We start from the raw sequence: 14,997 nt of genomic DNA on the forward strand, positions 1-14,997 counted from the left end.
TAGCCCAAGCATAGCAAGGGATTAGCGAAGGTGGGCATTTTTATCCAAGTCTAGGCCATTTAAAACGGCTGAAGTTTCCATTTTTCTCTTACCAGGGAGTTGTATTTCCAACAATTGAAGATAGCCTTCAGCAACTGCAACTTTTAGTGTTTTTTTATCCGCAATCAGTTTTCCAACTTCATCGGTATGTTGGACGAATTCTTTTTTGGTCTTGTAAATTTTGATGGTCTCTTCCTTACCATGATTTACAAAAACACTCCACGCGGCTGGGTACGGACTCAATCCGCGAATAAGATTATGGATAGCATCCAAAGAAGCGTTCCAATCAATTTGGCAGGTTTCCTTGTGGATTTTGGGAGCAGGCTTTAGATTATCAAAATGCTTTTGTGGTGTACTGGATACTTGTCCCGAAGCAATTTGTCTACAGGTTTCCACCACGAGTTCACCACCGAGTTCCATCAAACGGTCATGCAGACTGCCCACGTTGTCCTCATCCGTTATTTGCTCCGTCTTTTGGAGAATGATACTCCCCGTATCAATTTCCTCGTCAATAAAAAAGGTGGTTACACCAGTTTCTGTCTCTCCGTTAATGATGGCCCAATTGATGGGAGCCGCACCACGGTATTGGGGAAGGAGGGAGGCGTGTAAATTAAAGGTACCGTGCTCGGGCATTTGCCAAACGGCTTTAGGTAACATTCTAAAAGCAACCACCACATTTAAATTGGCATTAAGACTTTTGAGTTCTTCCAAAAAACCTTTATCCTTAAGATTGGTAGGCTGCAGCACATTTAAGTCTTGTTCTGCGGCAAATTGTTTTACTGCAGACTCCTGCACTTTTCTGCCCCTTCCAGCAGGTCTATCTGGTGCGGTGATGACCCCAACGATATCAAAGTCAGCTTCTACGAGGGCTTTTAAACTTGCAACGGCAAAGTCTGGAGTGCCCATAAATACAATTCGCAAGGGATTATTCTTTAAGGATGTACTCATTTATTTGGTTTAGTTCCACTACTTCATCGTCAAGCAGTTGTTGCAAGGCTTTCAAAAGGGCTTTTTCATCTGCTCCTGTTGCCTTTTCTAACTTTCTGGAGGTGCTGGGACTTATCTTCAATAGGCCAATGATTCGCTCTTCCAGGTTAACAGGGGAGTCCTTTTTTTCCTTCTTGGTGCAAATATCGCATGTACCACATTTTTCAGCTGTGTTTTCACCAAAATATTTCAACAAATAAACACTCCGGCAAATCTTCTTATTTTTAATGTAACCCAACATGGCAGCCATGTTGTTTTGCTTCACCTGATTAAAATCCTGCACTTTTTTGGCAAACGGATTTATGGTGTGGTCATCTTCGCGCGGCACCAAAAAGGTAATTTCCAAATCGCTAGTGGTGTTCTTATATTCTGTAATGCCATCTTTTTGAAGTTGCTTCAGTATTTTTTTGAGGGACTTTTCATTTTCCCCCGTTTTTTTGGAGAGCAAATGAAGATTGATTTTGGTCTCGTATTCCGTAATTCCGCCGTACGTCCGCAATATGGTCTGAATGATGGGGGCCGTTTTTCGGTTTTTATCCAAATACTCGAAAATTCCAGCTTTGGAGGCCACAAACTGCAAGGTGGTCTTTTCCTGAAAGTTTTCAGATAATGCAATTACCGAGTTTTGGTCCAAGATTCGAAGTGCGTTGAAAGCCATATTTGGATGGAACTCATACCGTTTACAAAACGCATTGAACTTAAAGGACATGGGTTCCAACACAGATTCACCGTAGGAAATTTGAAAAAAGGTGTTGAGTTTGGAATATACTTTCTTAATAAAGGAAACATCCGGGAGGTTCGCCAAGAACTGCTGTTTGGCCAATTCCTCATCTTCTTTGGTAGTAAGAATTATGGCCGTGGACGGTTTTCCATCCCTTCCTGCCCTTCCCGCTTCTTGAAAGTAGCTCTCCAAACTATCGGCAATCTGATAATGCACCACCAAACGAACATCGGACTTGTCCACTCCCATCCCAAAGGCATTTGTAGCCACCATAATGTTGACTTTTCCCTCCAACCATTCCTTTAGTTTTGTTTCCTTTTCAGATTTTGAGATTCCGCCATGGAAAAAGGAGGCCTTAAATCCGTTCTTGTTCAAAAATTCCGAGAGGGAAACTGACATTTTTCGAGAACGGACATACACAATGGAACTTCCGGGAATCTTGCCAATATATTTTTTTAGCTGGTACAGCTTGTCCTCTGTTCGTTTTACCTTGAAAACAATGTTTGAACGGGAAAATGAATCTTTAAAAACAGCAACATCCTCCAATTTTAGATTTTGAACTATGTCATCCACCACTTTGGGCGTTGCTGTGGCCGTAAGGGCTATCATGGGGGTGTTGGGAATGAGTTCCTTCAAAATGGAGCATTCCAAATAGGAGGGCCTAAAATCATTCCCCCACTGCGAAATACAATGGGCCTCATCTATGGCGATAAGGTTCACATCCATTTCTTGGATTCGTTCTTGTATTAGCGATTGTTGCAACCGTTCTGGGGAGAGATAGAGAAACTTATAATTTCCATAGAGGCAATTGTCCAAGAGATCGTTGAGTTCAGTAAAAGGAATTCCGCCTGTGAGTGCAATGGCTTTTATGCCCCGGGACTTTAATTGGCTTACTTGGTCCTGAATCAAAGCCACCAAAGGTGACACCACAATACACAAGCCTTCCTTAGAAAGTGCAGGAATTTGGTAACAGATGGATTTTCCCCCACCTGTGGGCATCAATGCCAAGACATCCTTTCCCGAAAGTACAGTGTCTATGATGGTTTTCTGGGAGCCCCTGAAATCATCATACCCCCAGAATTCCTTTAAAATAGCTTTGGTCTCTTTCCGCACTAAAGTTGATTAAGTGTTTCCAAAATATAGTCAATCCTTTTTTGGATTACATCTTTTGGCACTGAAATGGGGTGATAGCCAAATTGGGTATATGTATTCATCAACGCTAGATGTATACTTTCTGCTTCCTCATACGTTTCCAATCGTTCACCATCGGAAACATAAATTTCTTCCCACGGTGGTACAATGAAAACGGTATCATACCGATGATTCATGCAGATATCAATAAATTCCTTACCATACGGTTGTCCAAAAAAATCCATATACGCAAGCACATCTGGAACGCCTCTGTCAAAAAAACTAACGGGAACCTGGATGTCCAATGATTCTTTAAAATGTTTTGCCCTTCCATACAACAAATCTTTGTTGAACTGCATGGCGTCATCCACAAAAACCAACGGGTTCGATTCAAAAACTTTGGTATCCCCTTCCTGCTTGGCCTTTGAGGTCATATCTCGTATAATTTCATGGAAGCAATGAAAACCCATACTTTCCAATCCATTGACAATGGATGTCTTTCCCGTTCCGGGAGCCCCTGTAATGACTACTTTTTTCTTGCCCAAGCCTTTTATTTAACACTACAAAGTAATGAAATAGGCTCAAGGAAAAAAAATTGCAGTGTAACCCATATATTTGTAAAAAAATAGGCATGGAGAAGGAGAACACAGATGAATTTTACGCGCGGCTCAAAGAGCAGTTACTGGAGAATACGAATTGGCCTTCGACCTACCTTTATAAGTTTATTGTTCCTACGGACGATAAACGCATTGCACAAATCCATGAAATCTTTGATAATACGGGTGCCGTCATTGAGTCCAAGAAATCCAAAAAAGGAACTTACACCAGTCTGTCCATCACGGTGCATCTTAAAAATCCAGATGAAGTGATTCAAAAATACAAGGAAGTGGCCGTTGTTGAAGGAGTAATTTCGCTCTAACCCCGTGGTTTGCCATAATTTTATTATTTTGCAAGCGTTATTGGATATACTTCCCAAGACTATTATTTCATAAAATATTTTAATTTGAATACAGTAGAAAACCTAGAATATAATACAGAGCGTCCGCAGCTCATCATTCCCGAATACGGTCGACACTTCCAAAAAATGGTGGACCATGCAGTTTCCATCTCAGATAGGGAAGAGCGCAACAAGGTTGCACAGGCCATTATCAGTGTTATGGGGAACCTTCAACCCCATTTAAGGGATGTGCCGGATTTTCAACATAAGCTGTGGGACCAATTGTTCATCATGTCAGACTTTAATTTGGATGTGGACTCCCCATTTCCAATTACATCCAAAGAAGTGCTACAGCAAAGGCCAGAACCTTTGGAATACCCTCAGAATCACCCAAAATACCGGTTTTACGGGAACAACATCAAGCGTATGGTAGATGTGGCCGTAAAATGGGAAAAGGGAGATATGCGCTCTGGTTTGGAGTACGCCATAGCCAACCATATGAAAAAATGTTACTTGACCTGGAACAAGGATTCGGTGGAAGATTCCGTCATTTTTGGTCATTTGAAGGAATTGAGTGATGGGCAGATTGACCTGTCCAGTGATGGCGAAAACCTTACCGAAAGTGGTCAGTTCCTCAAAAACAGACAATCCAAGTCCAACAGAAGTGGTGGCAATAACCAGAAGGGAAAACGCGGCAGAAAAAAAAGGTATTAAACTCCAAAGCAATCCATGGGAACATTTCGAATAGAGGGTGGTCACCAATTACACGGTGAGATAACACCCCAAGGGGCAAAGAACGAGGCACTTCAGATTCTTTGTGCCGTATTGCTATCCGAAGAAAAAATCACCATTAACAATATTCCAGACATTTTGGATGTCAACAAGCTTATTTCCTTACTTGAGGATTTGGGCGTGAAAATCCAAAAAAAGGGTAGGGGCTCCTATACTTTTAAGTCTGATGACATCAATTTAGAGTACCTCCAATCTTCAAAATTCAAGGAAGATGGCCGTGGCTTACGAGGTTCCATTATGTTGGTGGGTCCACTTTTAGCCCGATTTGGCAAGGGATACATCCCCAAACCAGGAGGCGACAAGATTGGCCGGCGCCGTTTGGACACCCACTTTGAGGGTTTTATCAAACTTGGGGCAAAATTCAGGTACAACCGCGAGGAACATTTTTACGGTGTTGAAGCAAACAAACTCAAAGGCACTTATATGCTTTTGGATGAAGCATCCGTAACCGGAACTGCAAACATTGTTATGGCCGCTGTTTTGGCCGAAGGTACAACGACCATTTACAATGCTGCTTGTGAGCCATATTTGCAGCAGTTGTGTAAAATGTTGAACCGAATGGGCGCAAAGATTTCGGGTATTGGTTCCAATTTGTTGACCATTGAAGGGGTTGAGCGTTTAGGTGGAACGGAGCATACCATGTTGCCCGATATGATTGAAATTGGAAGCTGGATTGGTCTTGCCGCCATGACCCGAAGCGAGCTGACAATTAAAAATGTCAGTTGGGATGATTTGGGACTTATTCCAACAGTATTCCGGAAATTAGGAATAACAGTGGAGCGCAGGGATGATGATATTTTCATTCCCAAACACGAAAAAGGGTATCAAATCCAAAACTTCATTGATGGTTCCATTCTTACCATTGCCGATGCACCTTGGCCGGGACTTACTCCCGACCTTTTGAGCATTATTTTGGTAGTATCTACCCAAGCTAGGGGAGAGGTGCTCATTCATCAAAAAATGTTTGAAAGCCGATTGTTCTTTGTGGACAAGTTGATAGATATGGGTGCTAAGATTATTTTGTGCGACCCTCATCGTGCTACTGTAATTGGACATGATTTTAAATCAACATTGAAGGCCACAACCATGGTATCCCCAGATATTAGGGCAGGCGTATCATTGTTGATAGCAGCTTTATCAGCAAAAGGTACTTCAACCATCCATAATATAGAACAAATAGATAGGGGTTACGAAAACATTGACGAGCGTTTGCGTGCCATAGGAGCCAAAATTGTTAGAGTTTAGTAGAGCCTCTCAAAAATACACTCGTTTGATTTAGGATATACGGTTTTGTCTACTCCTTTGGAATGAGGATAGTTACTCTGGTACCTGTTTCCTTTCCATTATTTAAATTTTCAATCTTAACCAACTCCTCATTGGAGAATTTTTTAAGGGCTTCAATTCGCTTGGCCGTAATGGACATACCCCTTGATTTTTCCCTTTTATTCTGTTGTTTTTTTGATGAATTGAACCCCACACCATTATCCTCAATGATGCTCTCAATGTGATTCTTTTTATCATTAAAAGATACCGATAATTTTTTAGCCCCCTCTTTAGGTAGAAGACCATGTAGAATAGCATTTTCTATATAAGGTTGTACCAAAAGCATGGGAACTTCAAGTTGATAGAGGTCCAGATTTTCGTCAATTTTGAAGGAATGGCTGAAAGAGTTGTCAAACCGGAGCGCCTCTAATTCCACATATATCTTTAGGAGTTCGATCTCTTCATGAAGCACTAAACTAACATTGACCGAAGTTTCCAAGACCTGTCGCAATAATTTTGAAAACTTGTTCAAGTAGGTCAATGCCGCCTCCTTATCACCCGAACTTACAAGATATCGAATGGAACTGAGGGAATTAAAAATAAAATGCGGGTTCATTTGGGCACGTAACATTCTTTTTTCCAGTTGGGAATTCATTTTCTCAATAACTTCCTTTTGCTGCGAAATCAGATTGTTTTTCTCATGAAGGATCCGGTTGGATTTTTTCTTATTTAGATACCGGAAGTAAAGCAACCCGGCCGAGAACAATAATAGTACTAGGATTATGGACAAATAGACCATTCGTTTGTTGTTCAAGGATACCGATGTATTCAATAGTTCAAGCTGCAGCTCATTTTCATTAATTTCCTTATCCTTGAGATATACATCGTGCTGTATCTGTAGATTCTGGATTTCTTTGATTTTGGTCTCGTTCAATAGACTGTCCTTGTATTCCATGGATTGATTGAGGTGGTGGATGGCCTTTGCCAACTGACCTTGGGCCTCATATATCTTATAGGCTATTTCATGCGCATCTTTTTTTTGTTCATGCCCCCCTGTATTTTCTAAGTTCTCAAGACTTTTATTGGAATAATCAACAGCTTCTAGAAACCTTCTCTGCCGAAACATCAAATCTGCAAGCTCATAGTATACCATGGATATTTGCTGCCCAATGGAAAGTTGTTTGGCGAGATTCAATGACTTTTGAAGATATTCCTCTGCCAATTTCCATTCTTCCAGTTCCTTATAACAATTTCCAATATTGGAATAATCAACGCTTAATTCAATATTGCTGTTTTGTTGGCCGTGGTAAGCACTTACTTTAAGCCATTTTTTTAATGCTGACTCATAATTTCCGTCATCAAAGTTTATCCTAGCTAGGTTGGATAAGATATCATTTTCCAAAGACTCACGACCATCTTTACTACCTTTATATACATTCAATGCTGTATCATAGCTCTCAACAGCCTTGTCCTTTTCACCCATTAAATTATAAAGTACCCCTAAATTAAAGTAGGGGGTGGATGTATCTTGGTCCAATTGTAATGAATCTATCAGTTTGATACGCTTGAGATAGTAACTTTGACTGGTTGGATAGTCCCCAATATTTTTATAGACTATACCCATGGAATTATAGACATAATTGATTCTTTTATAGTCTTTATGCTCAACGGCCAAATCTAGACACCTGTTCAAATACTCAAGTGATTCAGCATAATTTCCAGTCATACCATGAGTGACCGCTATGGAATAGAGTCCCTGGATTTCGCCTTGCGCAAATCCAACTCGTTTAGACTTTTCCACACTTAGGTGGAGATACTCAAGGGCTTTTTCTTTGTTATGGGAGCGTATGCGAACCCCAAGAGTTCTCATTGTATGAATTTCTGTAGTGTCCTTGGCAGTTTTTAATACGTTTTGGAGACTGTCAATTTCTTGGGTTTGTGCAAAGCATGTATTTAGAGTGAACCAGAAAAGAAGTATCAGACAGAAGGATGATTTGAAGAACTTCATACTCATATTTTACCCATTAAGGTAAGATAAACCTAACATAATTACTGCATTGTACCTTTATATTGTATTTTGAGCTGTAATGGTGTAGATTAATCTTTAGTATAACATTCTAACTTCTTACAATGTATCCTTTTCCACTAATGTGCCATCAGGATAAAGTGCAAACCTACCCCTGTCTTTATCATGTGCATTATCTGGATAGGGCCATGGCCATCCCCCAAATTGGGTCAAACGATATTCTTCCATAGCCTTTTGAATTTCTTCTTCGGTGTTCATAACAAAAGGGCCGTACTTGGCCACTGGTTCTTCGATGGGTCTTCCTTGGAGTAATAAAAAATGAGCTTTTTCACTCCCTACTTTAAAAGTCACTTCTTGAGACGGGTCCAGCTCAACCCCAAAGTTTGGGATGATTTTTCCATCTTCAAAGAAAATTTCAGATCCTTCATAAAAGTAGAGGGTACGGGTCACCCCAGAACTTGCTTTTGGAAGGGTATACTCAGAATCAGCTTCGACATGGATATTCCAAATGGCAACATCGTTGGCTCCATCAGCTGCCCACGAATTTGGAGCAGGATGAATGGCTTGCGTACCTTTGTAGTTGCCCGCAACCACTTTAATTTGTGCATTTTCCTCTTTTACAATAGGGATATCTTCATGCCACAACATTTTAAAATGCGGCTCAACAAACTTGCTGACCTTTGGAAGGTTTAACCATATTTGAAACAATTCCATTGGATTGTCGGCATCATCGTGGAGTAGGGGAAACATCTCTGAATGCTGTACGCCCCGACCGGCAGTCATCCACTGTACATCACCCTCTCCGAACCTACCAGCGGCCCCCAAAGAATCTGAATGATCACAATATCCCTTATTGACAATGGTAATGGTCTCAAATCCACGATGAGGATGGTACGGAAACCCTGGAATGGTCTGCCCGTGGTACATGCGCCATGCTTGGTTGGGATTAAAATCATTACCAAGACTTCTTCCCTCAAGAAGGGCGGGGTCGGGACCCATTTCTCCATTTCCTTTGGGAAAATGGTCCAAATGGTATACGCAGAATAAAAACGGGTCTTGGGTCTGCCAAGGAAAGCCTAACGGAAATGTTTGTAATATGGGGTTGCTCATAATTAATGTGTTGCGGTATTGATTTCAATCCAGTATCCTTCGGGGTCTTGAATGTAGATTTGTTTTACGCCATCAGAACGATCCGTGATGGAACTCTTGTTTCCGGGCCAATCATAAAAATTGATGTTATTGGCCATTAAATGTTCTATGAAACCTTCCAAATCTTGGGTGGCCAAGCATAGATGCATACTCTTGTTCTTGCTGAAATCAGCAATATCTTTCTTGATCAGATGCAATTGGGTGTTCCCTTGTATCTGAAACCACCTGAATCCAGGGGACCTATCAGGATGCGGAATTTCGGTCAGCCCAAGGATATCCCGATAAAAATCACCTGTTTCCATAAGTTTTGTAACCACTATTGAATAATGGTCGTACTGAAACCCGAAATCAGCTTTTTCTGCCTTGAACTGGGTTTGTAAATAGGTTTCTTTCCAAGTTCCATTCTCATAGTTACCTACCGTGAAATCATAGGTGTTGGCATCCACATATTTCCAATAATCCGTGACCACGGAACCACCATACTCATAGGTGTAGATAATGTCTTTTCCTTTGGTACTTATGGTTCCTGAGGTGACACCTCCGAATACATCGAATTCCCAAAATTTCAAGGAACTACTTTCAGTGTCAAACTTTCGGATACCGTGGTTTCTTGGCCCATATTTCGTTTGTTCCTGGTTGATAAACCCTTTGGATTCAGCCAAAACCAAGGTGCTGTCCAAACTATATTTAAACACGGTCTCTTGCTTAAATTTGGAGCCATCTCCCCAACTCCCTTCAGCTTTCCATGTTTTACCCAAAAGCGGTTCAAAAAAGGCAAGCTCGGATTTCTGGGCGTGTAGGTTGAAAAAGCCTGCAAGGAGCAGGCTTATCGGTAGTATCTTTTTCATAATGTTCAATTACCCTCCAATTCCATTGATGGGTGGAGGACCATCAATCATTGGTTCGTATTTCTCATCTCCTTTTCGGGTTTTGAACTCCTCTTTGACCTCTTCAACCAGCTTTGGGTCATCAAAAAGGTCCAACATGGTCATAGCCATAGCTTTTGATGCATAGACCAACCCTTTGTGGCCAATGCTCATGCTTCCGCAGGCCACAACGGCCCAAGAGTGCCATGGTGTATCCTTGGGCGCCACAGTTACGCTAAGGTTGATGTTGGGCACGTTCCAACTTACATCACCAACATCGGTGGAACCACCTCCGGGCAATTCTTCTGTTTCTTTTAGGGGTTTAATCTCGCTGTCCATGCCCACCTCAGGTTTTCCCGTAGCTTTTTGGATGGATTTGCCAAAAGCTATTTCTTCATCCGTATAAGTGATAGGCCCTAACAGTTCCAAGTTTTTTTGCATGATTTCACCTCCTGCACGGTTGACCAAGACTTCGTAGATTCCTGAGACCAATGATATTTTGTAATCTACATTGGCCATGATGGCAGCTCCTTCGGCCATTGCTTTGACTCGCTCATAAGTGGGAAGCATCACCTTACGCTTGGGGTCGCGAACGCGTACCCACAGTCTCGCATAGTCGGGAACCACATTAACTACCTGTCCACCGTCTTGGATATGATAATGAATTCGTGATGTGGGTTTAATATGCTCTCGGTAATAGTTGATTCCATTGGTGTAAAGTTCCAAAGCGTCAGAAGCACTTCGTCCATTCCATGGGTCTCCAGAGGCGTGGGCAGCTTGTCCGTAGAATTCAACGATAAAATCCACCAAAGAGAGGCCACTCTGTACATCAGCCTCAATATTGGCGCCTGGGTGCCAGCTTACATTAACATCCACATCGTCCCAAAGTCCAGCTTCCACCATCCAAACTTTGGCAAAGTATTTCTCCTCGGCAGGAGTTCCCAAAAATTTTACGGTCCCTTTGATAGTGCCAGCTTCAATCTGCTCCTTTATGGCAATTGCAGCTCCTAAGCTCGCTGCACCAAACATATTGTGTCCACAACCATGTCCAGGCGCACCTTCAATTCTTGGGTCCTTGGTGGGCACTGCTTTTTGTGAAAGTCCCGGTAGCGCGTCAAACTCTCCCAGGACACTTATCACAGGCTTTCCAGAGCCGTATGTGGCTGTAAATGCCGTGGGGATATTGGCAACTCCGCGTGTAACCGTCATTCCATTTTTTTCTGCGTAGTCGGCTAAAAGCTCTGCGGATTTAGATTCTTCAAAAGCTGTTTCGGCTAAAGCCCAGATGGAATCGCTGAGCATAATTAGGTTTTCCTTGTGATTTTCTACAGAGGCAATGATTGCCTTTTTATCCTTGGTCAATTTTTGAGCGGTGAGGTTCAATGATATCAAACCCAACAGTAATAAGGCTGTACTTTTTTTCATTTTAAACATTTGAGTTAGTTATTCACTAATTCAACCTTCTCAGTATTATGGTTCAAAGCCAAAAAAGGTCGAACGGATACTAAAAATACTGAAAATGCATTAACCTACAGCCTCTTTGTAGACTTTTAAACAGCGTTCCCGGGCCATTTTGTGATCTACCATTTTTTCTGGATAGCTAAGTTCTTGTAATTCAGGGACCCATTCATTTATATATGCCTTATCCTTATCAAATTTGTCAACTTGTGTCATGGGATTGAAGATGCGAAAATAGGGTGCGGCGTCCACACCGCTTCCTGCGGCCCATTGCCAGTTGCCTACATTGCTGGCCATTTCATAATCCAATAACTTTTCGGCAAAATAGGCCTCGCCCCAACGCCAATCAATCAGCAAATGTTTGCAAAGAAAACTGGCTACCAACATTCGTACACGGTTATGCATATACCCGGTACTGTTAAGCTCCCGCATTCCTGCATCCACAAAGGCATAACCAGTTTTTCCAGATTTCCAAAGTTCAAATTCCTTCTCGTTGTTGCGCCATTCAATACGGTCATACTTAGGTTTAAAGGCCTTGTGAACGGTTTCTGGAAAATGCCATAGAATTTGCATGAAAAATTCACGCCAGATAAGCTCGTTCCAAAAGGTTTCATTTTTTTCAGCAATAGCTTTCGTTACCATCTTTCTAATGGAAACGGTGCCAAACCGTAAGTGAGGCCCAAGCCTGGACGTACCTTGTTCTTTGGCGGGATAGTTTCGGGTCTTTTCGTATTTCTCAATAAAGTTTGGAGAGACATGATAATCCGGCACGGTTATTTCAGAAGGTTCAAAACCAATGTCATTTAGTTCCAAAATGGGAAATTCTGAATCCGTAAACAATCCCTGTTTTAAATGCGAACGGGTTTCATATTCAACAAGGTGAATGGATGGATTGAATTTTTCCTTCCATTTTTTCATGAAGGGCGTGTAGACCACATAAGGGTCACCATCATCTTTTACGACTTCATCTTTTTCAAAAATGACCTGATCTTTAAATGTTTTGAAAGAGATGTCGTGCTTTTTTAGAAAATCATGAACCTCGGAATCTCGTTTGTTGGCATACGGCTCATAATCATGATTGGTAAAAACAGAATGAATCTTGTATTCTTTCTGCAGCTTTTTAAAAACAGCAATGGGATGGTCAAAAAATTGAGCGACTCCACCTTTAAACTCTTTCTTAAGTTGATTATTGATTTTCTGAACCTGCTGATGGATGAAAGACACCCGTGCATCATCTTTTGGAAGTTTATCCAAGATTTCTGGGTCGAATATGAAAATGGGCAGTACCGGATGCTCATTTTGAAGGGATTGATATAGCCCAACATTATCATCCAGCCGCAGGTCACGTCGAAACCAAAACATAGAAATAGCTTTGCTCACGAATTTGAATTTAAAGTGGATATCCCACCATCAACACCGATTACTTGTCCGGTGATCCAAGAGTTTTCAGAATGTAACAAAAAAGTGGCCATGTTGGCAATATCTTTTACATTTCCTACACGTTTAAGAGGGTGTCGCTCGCTCATTTGCTTTTTCTTTTTGTCGTTACTCAACAAGCGTGAAGCCAATGGAGTATCCACAAGTGATGGTGCAATTACGTTCACTCTTATTTTAGGCGCATACTCTGCCGCCAATGCTTTCGCAAAACCCTCAATGGCTCCTTTGGCCGCTGAAATACTGGTGTGGTAAGCCATGCCTGAATCAACGGCAACTGTACTGAAAAACACCATGCTTGAACCTTCGGCCATCCTACCAACAATTGCTTTAACCACTTTGACCATGGCGAAGAAGTTTATTTCCATATCTTCTTTAAAATCTTGAATATCCAACATTTTAAAGGGTTTTAGGTTGATACTTCCAGGACAGAACACAAAGCCATGGATTTCATCAGGTATGTCTTGGCCTTCAATAGTATCTGACAACGCATCAAAGGAAATGTGATTTACATTTAAATCAGACAAGTCTTTTGCGGTACGTGAAGCTACGTATACGTTATTTTGTTTTGAAAGTTGGTTGGCAATCTCACGGCCAATTCCGTGTGACCCACCAATGAGCAATATATTTCTCAATTTAAATGGATTTTAGTTCGAGAATCGTATTTTTTTCGGCAATGGCTCCAAAAAGCGATTCCAATTTTGTTTTTCGGTATTCAAATATTTTTTTGAGCTGGGACTTCACCAAAATGGGGTGCATCAAAGTTCCTATGAAACCAAAAGGAAGTTTATAATCAATAATGTCTTCAATTTCCACCCCATTGGAAGTTTCATGTATAAAATGCTTGTGGTGCCAAAGTGCGTAGGGGCCAAATCGCTGCTCATCCACAAAATACTCACCCTGTACCACATGCGTAATTTCCGTGACCCATTTGGTGGACAAAAATGGAAAAGGTTTTACCATGTACTGAATGATTTGTCCAGCAAACATGGGTCTGTCTCCACCAGATAGAATATGGAAACCCATATGTGGAGGAGTTATTGTCTTTAGGTTTTTAGGATTGGATAAGAATTGCCATGCTTCGTCTCTAGATATAGGCAACTGTTGTTTGGCATTTAGTTGATACAATCTCATCTTGATTAATTTCTTCAAAAGTACAAAATGTTTAATTATATTTAAAATATGTTAAACAAAATAGTTCGTTTTATGAAAAGTCTTGGCGTATGCCTAAGGTTTAATCCATTTCTTTTTAGGAATATATTAACAAATCTAATTTTCAATCTAGTTAGCTTTGCTATACTAACATCTTAAACACTATATCCTATGAAAAAATCTGTATTATTTGTGTTTGTTGCATTGCTTTCCATATCATTGGAGGCACAGATTCAAACACCAGCACCTAGTCCATTTTCTGTTTTAAAACAGACTGTGGGACTAACCGAAGTTACTGTGGAATACTCAAGGCCTTCCATGAAAGGAAGAACCATTTTTGGGGATTTGGTACCCTATGATGCCCTTTGGAGAACGGGAGCCAATATGAATACCAAAATTACTTTCAGCGATGATGTAACGGTTGAGGGCAAAGAGCTAAAAGCGGGAACATACGCCATTTACTCGAGACCCCAAGAGGCTGTTTGGGAGGTTATTTTCTATACTGATTCAGAAAATGGCGGATTGCCCCAAGAATGGGATGCTTCTAAAGTGGCCGCTACGGTAAAAGTGGAGGTTTACCCAATCCCAATGCCCATTGAAACGTTTACCATTACCATAGATGATATGCACAACAATGGTGCAACTTTGGGCTTGATGTGGGAGAAGGTATACGTAGGGGTCAAATTTATTGTTCCTACAGTTGCTAAAGCCACTTCGAGTATTGACAAAGTAATGGCAGGTTCCGATATTTCTGTCAATGATTATTTTGCCGCTGCGCAATATTACTATCAAGAAGGTATGAACATGGGTAAAGCCAAAGAATGGATAGACAAAGCGGTTTCCATGAACGATGAAGCGTTCTGGATGTATAGATTAAAATCATTGATCTATGCTAAAATGGGTGACACCAAAGGTGCAATTGAAGCTGCTAAAAAATCCATGGTAATGGCTCAGGCTGCCGGTAATATGGATTATGTTAAAATGAACAAGGACTCCTTAAAAGAGTGGGGGTCAGAATAAGTCCTCTTAGAAAAAGAATCGA

14 protein-coding genes are annotated in these 14,997 nt (G+C 41.2%); 4 read left to right on the forward strand and 10 right to left on the reverse strand.

Annotated elements, in window-relative coordinates; genetic code table 11:
- Positions 1-21: 21 nt before the first annotated feature.
- The 3 genes from fmt to AB1A65_RS10510 are packed head-to-tail and all read right to left on the reverse strand — an operon-like array spanning position 22 to position 3,423.
- Positions 22-987, reverse strand: a complete 966-nt coding sequence (fmt, locus tag AB1A65_RS10500; protein WP_366588696.1) for a methionyl-tRNA formyltransferase — start codon at positions 985-987, stop codon at positions 22-24.
- Positions 965-2,860, reverse strand: coding sequence for an ATP-dependent DNA helicase RecQ (locus AB1A65_RS10505; RefSeq protein WP_366588698.1), 1,896 nt, complete (start codon positions 2,858-2,860; stop codon positions 965-967). The genes fmt and AB1A65_RS10505 overlap by 23 nt, the downstream gene beginning before the upstream one ends.
- Complete coding sequence (locus tag AB1A65_RS10510; RefSeq protein ID WP_366588701.1) at positions 2,860-3,423, reverse strand: ATP-binding protein; 564 nt, start codon at positions 3,421-3,423, stop codon at positions 2,860-2,862. Before AB1A65_RS10510 ends, AB1A65_RS10505 begins: the two co-directional genes overlap by 1 nt.
- Positions 3,424-3,509: 86 nt before the next feature.
- On the opposite strand from AB1A65_RS10510, the gene AB1A65_RS10515 reads away from it, so the two are divergent.
- The 3 genes from AB1A65_RS10515 to murA all read left to right on the forward strand — a co-directional run bounded on the left by AB1A65_RS10515 (position 3,510) and on the right by murA (position 5,852).
- Positions 3,510-3,797, forward strand: a complete 288-nt coding sequence (locus tag AB1A65_RS10515; protein WP_366588703.1) for a DUF493 family protein — start codon at positions 3,510-3,512, stop codon at positions 3,795-3,797.
- A gap of 84 nt (positions 3,798-3,881) precedes the next feature.
- Positions 3,882-4,529, forward strand: a complete 648-nt coding sequence (locus tag AB1A65_RS10520) for a DUF4290 domain-containing protein (protein WP_366588705.1) — start codon at positions 3,882-3,884, stop codon at positions 4,527-4,529.
- A 15-nt stretch (positions 4,530-4,544) separates the two neighbouring features.
- Positions 4,545-5,852 carry a UDP-N-acetylglucosamine 1-carboxyvinyltransferase gene (gene murA / locus AB1A65_RS10525; RefSeq protein WP_366588708.1) on the forward strand — a complete coding sequence of 436 codons (1,308 nt, stop codon included), beginning with the start codon at positions 4,545-4,547 and terminating at the stop codon, positions 5,850-5,852.
- 49 nt (positions 5,853-5,901) lie between these two features.
- Here murA and AB1A65_RS10530 read toward each other — a convergent pair whose 3' ends face one another.
- From AB1A65_RS10530 to AB1A65_RS10560, 7 genes are all read right to left on the reverse strand, one after another.
- Positions 5,902-7,740, reverse strand: a complete 1,839-nt coding sequence (locus AB1A65_RS10530; RefSeq protein WP_366588711.1) for a tetratricopeptide repeat protein — start codon at positions 7,738-7,740, stop codon at positions 5,902-5,904.
- 255 nt (positions 7,741-7,995) lie between these two features.
- Positions 7,996-9,006, reverse strand: coding sequence for a pirin family protein (locus AB1A65_RS10535; RefSeq protein ID WP_366588713.1), 1,011 nt, complete (start codon positions 9,004-9,006; stop codon positions 7,996-7,998).
- A gap of 2 nt (positions 9,007-9,008) precedes the next feature.
- Positions 9,009-9,893 carry a VOC family protein gene (locus tag AB1A65_RS10540; RefSeq protein ID WP_366588715.1) on the reverse strand — a complete coding sequence of 295 codons (885 nt, stop codon included), beginning with the start codon at positions 9,891-9,893 and terminating at the stop codon, positions 9,009-9,011.
- 9 nt (positions 9,894-9,902) lie between these two features.
- Positions 9,903-11,336: an amidohydrolase gene (locus tag AB1A65_RS10545; protein ID WP_366588718.1), complete on the reverse strand. Its 1,434-nt coding sequence runs from the start codon at positions 11,334-11,336 to the stop codon at positions 9,903-9,905.
- Positions 11,337-11,435: 99 nt separating this feature from the next.
- Positions 11,436-12,749 (reverse strand): deoxyribodipyrimidine photo-lyase, encoded by a 1,314-nt coding sequence (locus tag AB1A65_RS10550; protein ID WP_366588720.1) that lies wholly within the window; start codon positions 12,747-12,749, stop codon positions 11,436-11,438.
- Positions 12,746-13,438, reverse strand: a complete 693-nt coding sequence (locus AB1A65_RS10555; RefSeq protein WP_366588722.1) for an SDR family oxidoreductase — start codon at positions 13,436-13,438, stop codon at positions 12,746-12,748. The genes AB1A65_RS10550 and AB1A65_RS10555 overlap by 4 nt, the downstream gene beginning before the upstream one ends.
- Before the next feature lies 1 nt (position 13,439).
- On the reverse strand, positions 13,440-13,937 hold the full coding sequence (locus tag AB1A65_RS10560; RefSeq protein ID WP_366588725.1) for an SRPBCC family protein: 498 nt from the start codon (positions 13,935-13,937) through the stop codon (positions 13,440-13,442).
- A 189-nt stretch (positions 13,938-14,126) separates the two neighbouring features.
- Here AB1A65_RS10560 and AB1A65_RS10565 point away from each other — a divergent pair, with 189 nt between their 5' ends.
- Positions 14,127-14,975 (forward strand): DUF2911 domain-containing protein, encoded by an 849-nt coding sequence (locus AB1A65_RS10565; protein WP_366588727.1) that lies wholly within the window; start codon positions 14,127-14,129, stop codon positions 14,973-14,975.
- The last annotated feature ends 22 nt before the right edge of the window (positions 14,976-14,997 follow it).

Source organism: Allomuricauda sp. ANG21 (genome assembly GCF_040705235.1).
GTDB classification, from domain to species: Bacteria; Bacteroidota; Bacteroidia; order Flavobacteriales; family Flavobacteriaceae; genus Flagellimonas; species Flagellimonas marina.

Excerpts from the sequence above, each read along its gene's own strand:
- AB1A65_RS10560 (WP_366588725.1), bottom strand. The coding sequence starts at position 13,937 with ATGAGATTGTATCAACTAAATGCCAAACAACAGTTGCCTATATCTAGA.
- murA (WP_366588708.1), top strand. The coding sequence starts at position 4,545 with ATGGGAACATTTCGAATAGAGGGTGGTCACCAATTACACGGTGAGATA.
- fmt (WP_366588696.1), bottom strand. The coding sequence starts at position 987 with ATGAGTACATCCTTAAAGAATAATCCCTTGCGAATTGTATTTATGGGC.
- AB1A65_RS10540 (WP_366588715.1), bottom strand. The coding sequence starts at position 9,893 with ATGAAAAAGATACTACCGATAAGCCTGCTCCTTGCAGGCTTTTTCAAC.
- AB1A65_RS10515 (WP_366588703.1), top strand. The coding sequence starts at position 3,510 with ATGGAGAAGGAGAACACAGATGAATTTTACGCGCGGCTCAAAGAGCAG.
- AB1A65_RS10565 (WP_366588727.1), top strand. The coding sequence starts at position 14,127 with ATGAAAAAATCTGTATTATTTGTGTTTGTTGCATTGCTTTCCATATCA.
- AB1A65_RS10535 (WP_366588713.1), bottom strand. The coding sequence starts at position 9,006 with ATGAGCAACCCCATATTACAAACATTTCCGTTAGGCTTTCCTTGGCAG.
- AB1A65_RS10530 (WP_366588711.1), bottom strand. The coding sequence starts at position 7,740 with ATGAGAACTCTTGGGGTTCGCATACGCTCCCATAACAAAGAAAAAGCC.
- AB1A65_RS10545 (WP_366588718.1), bottom strand. The coding sequence starts at position 11,336 with ATGAAAAAAAGTACAGCCTTATTACTGTTGGGTTTGATATCATTGAAC.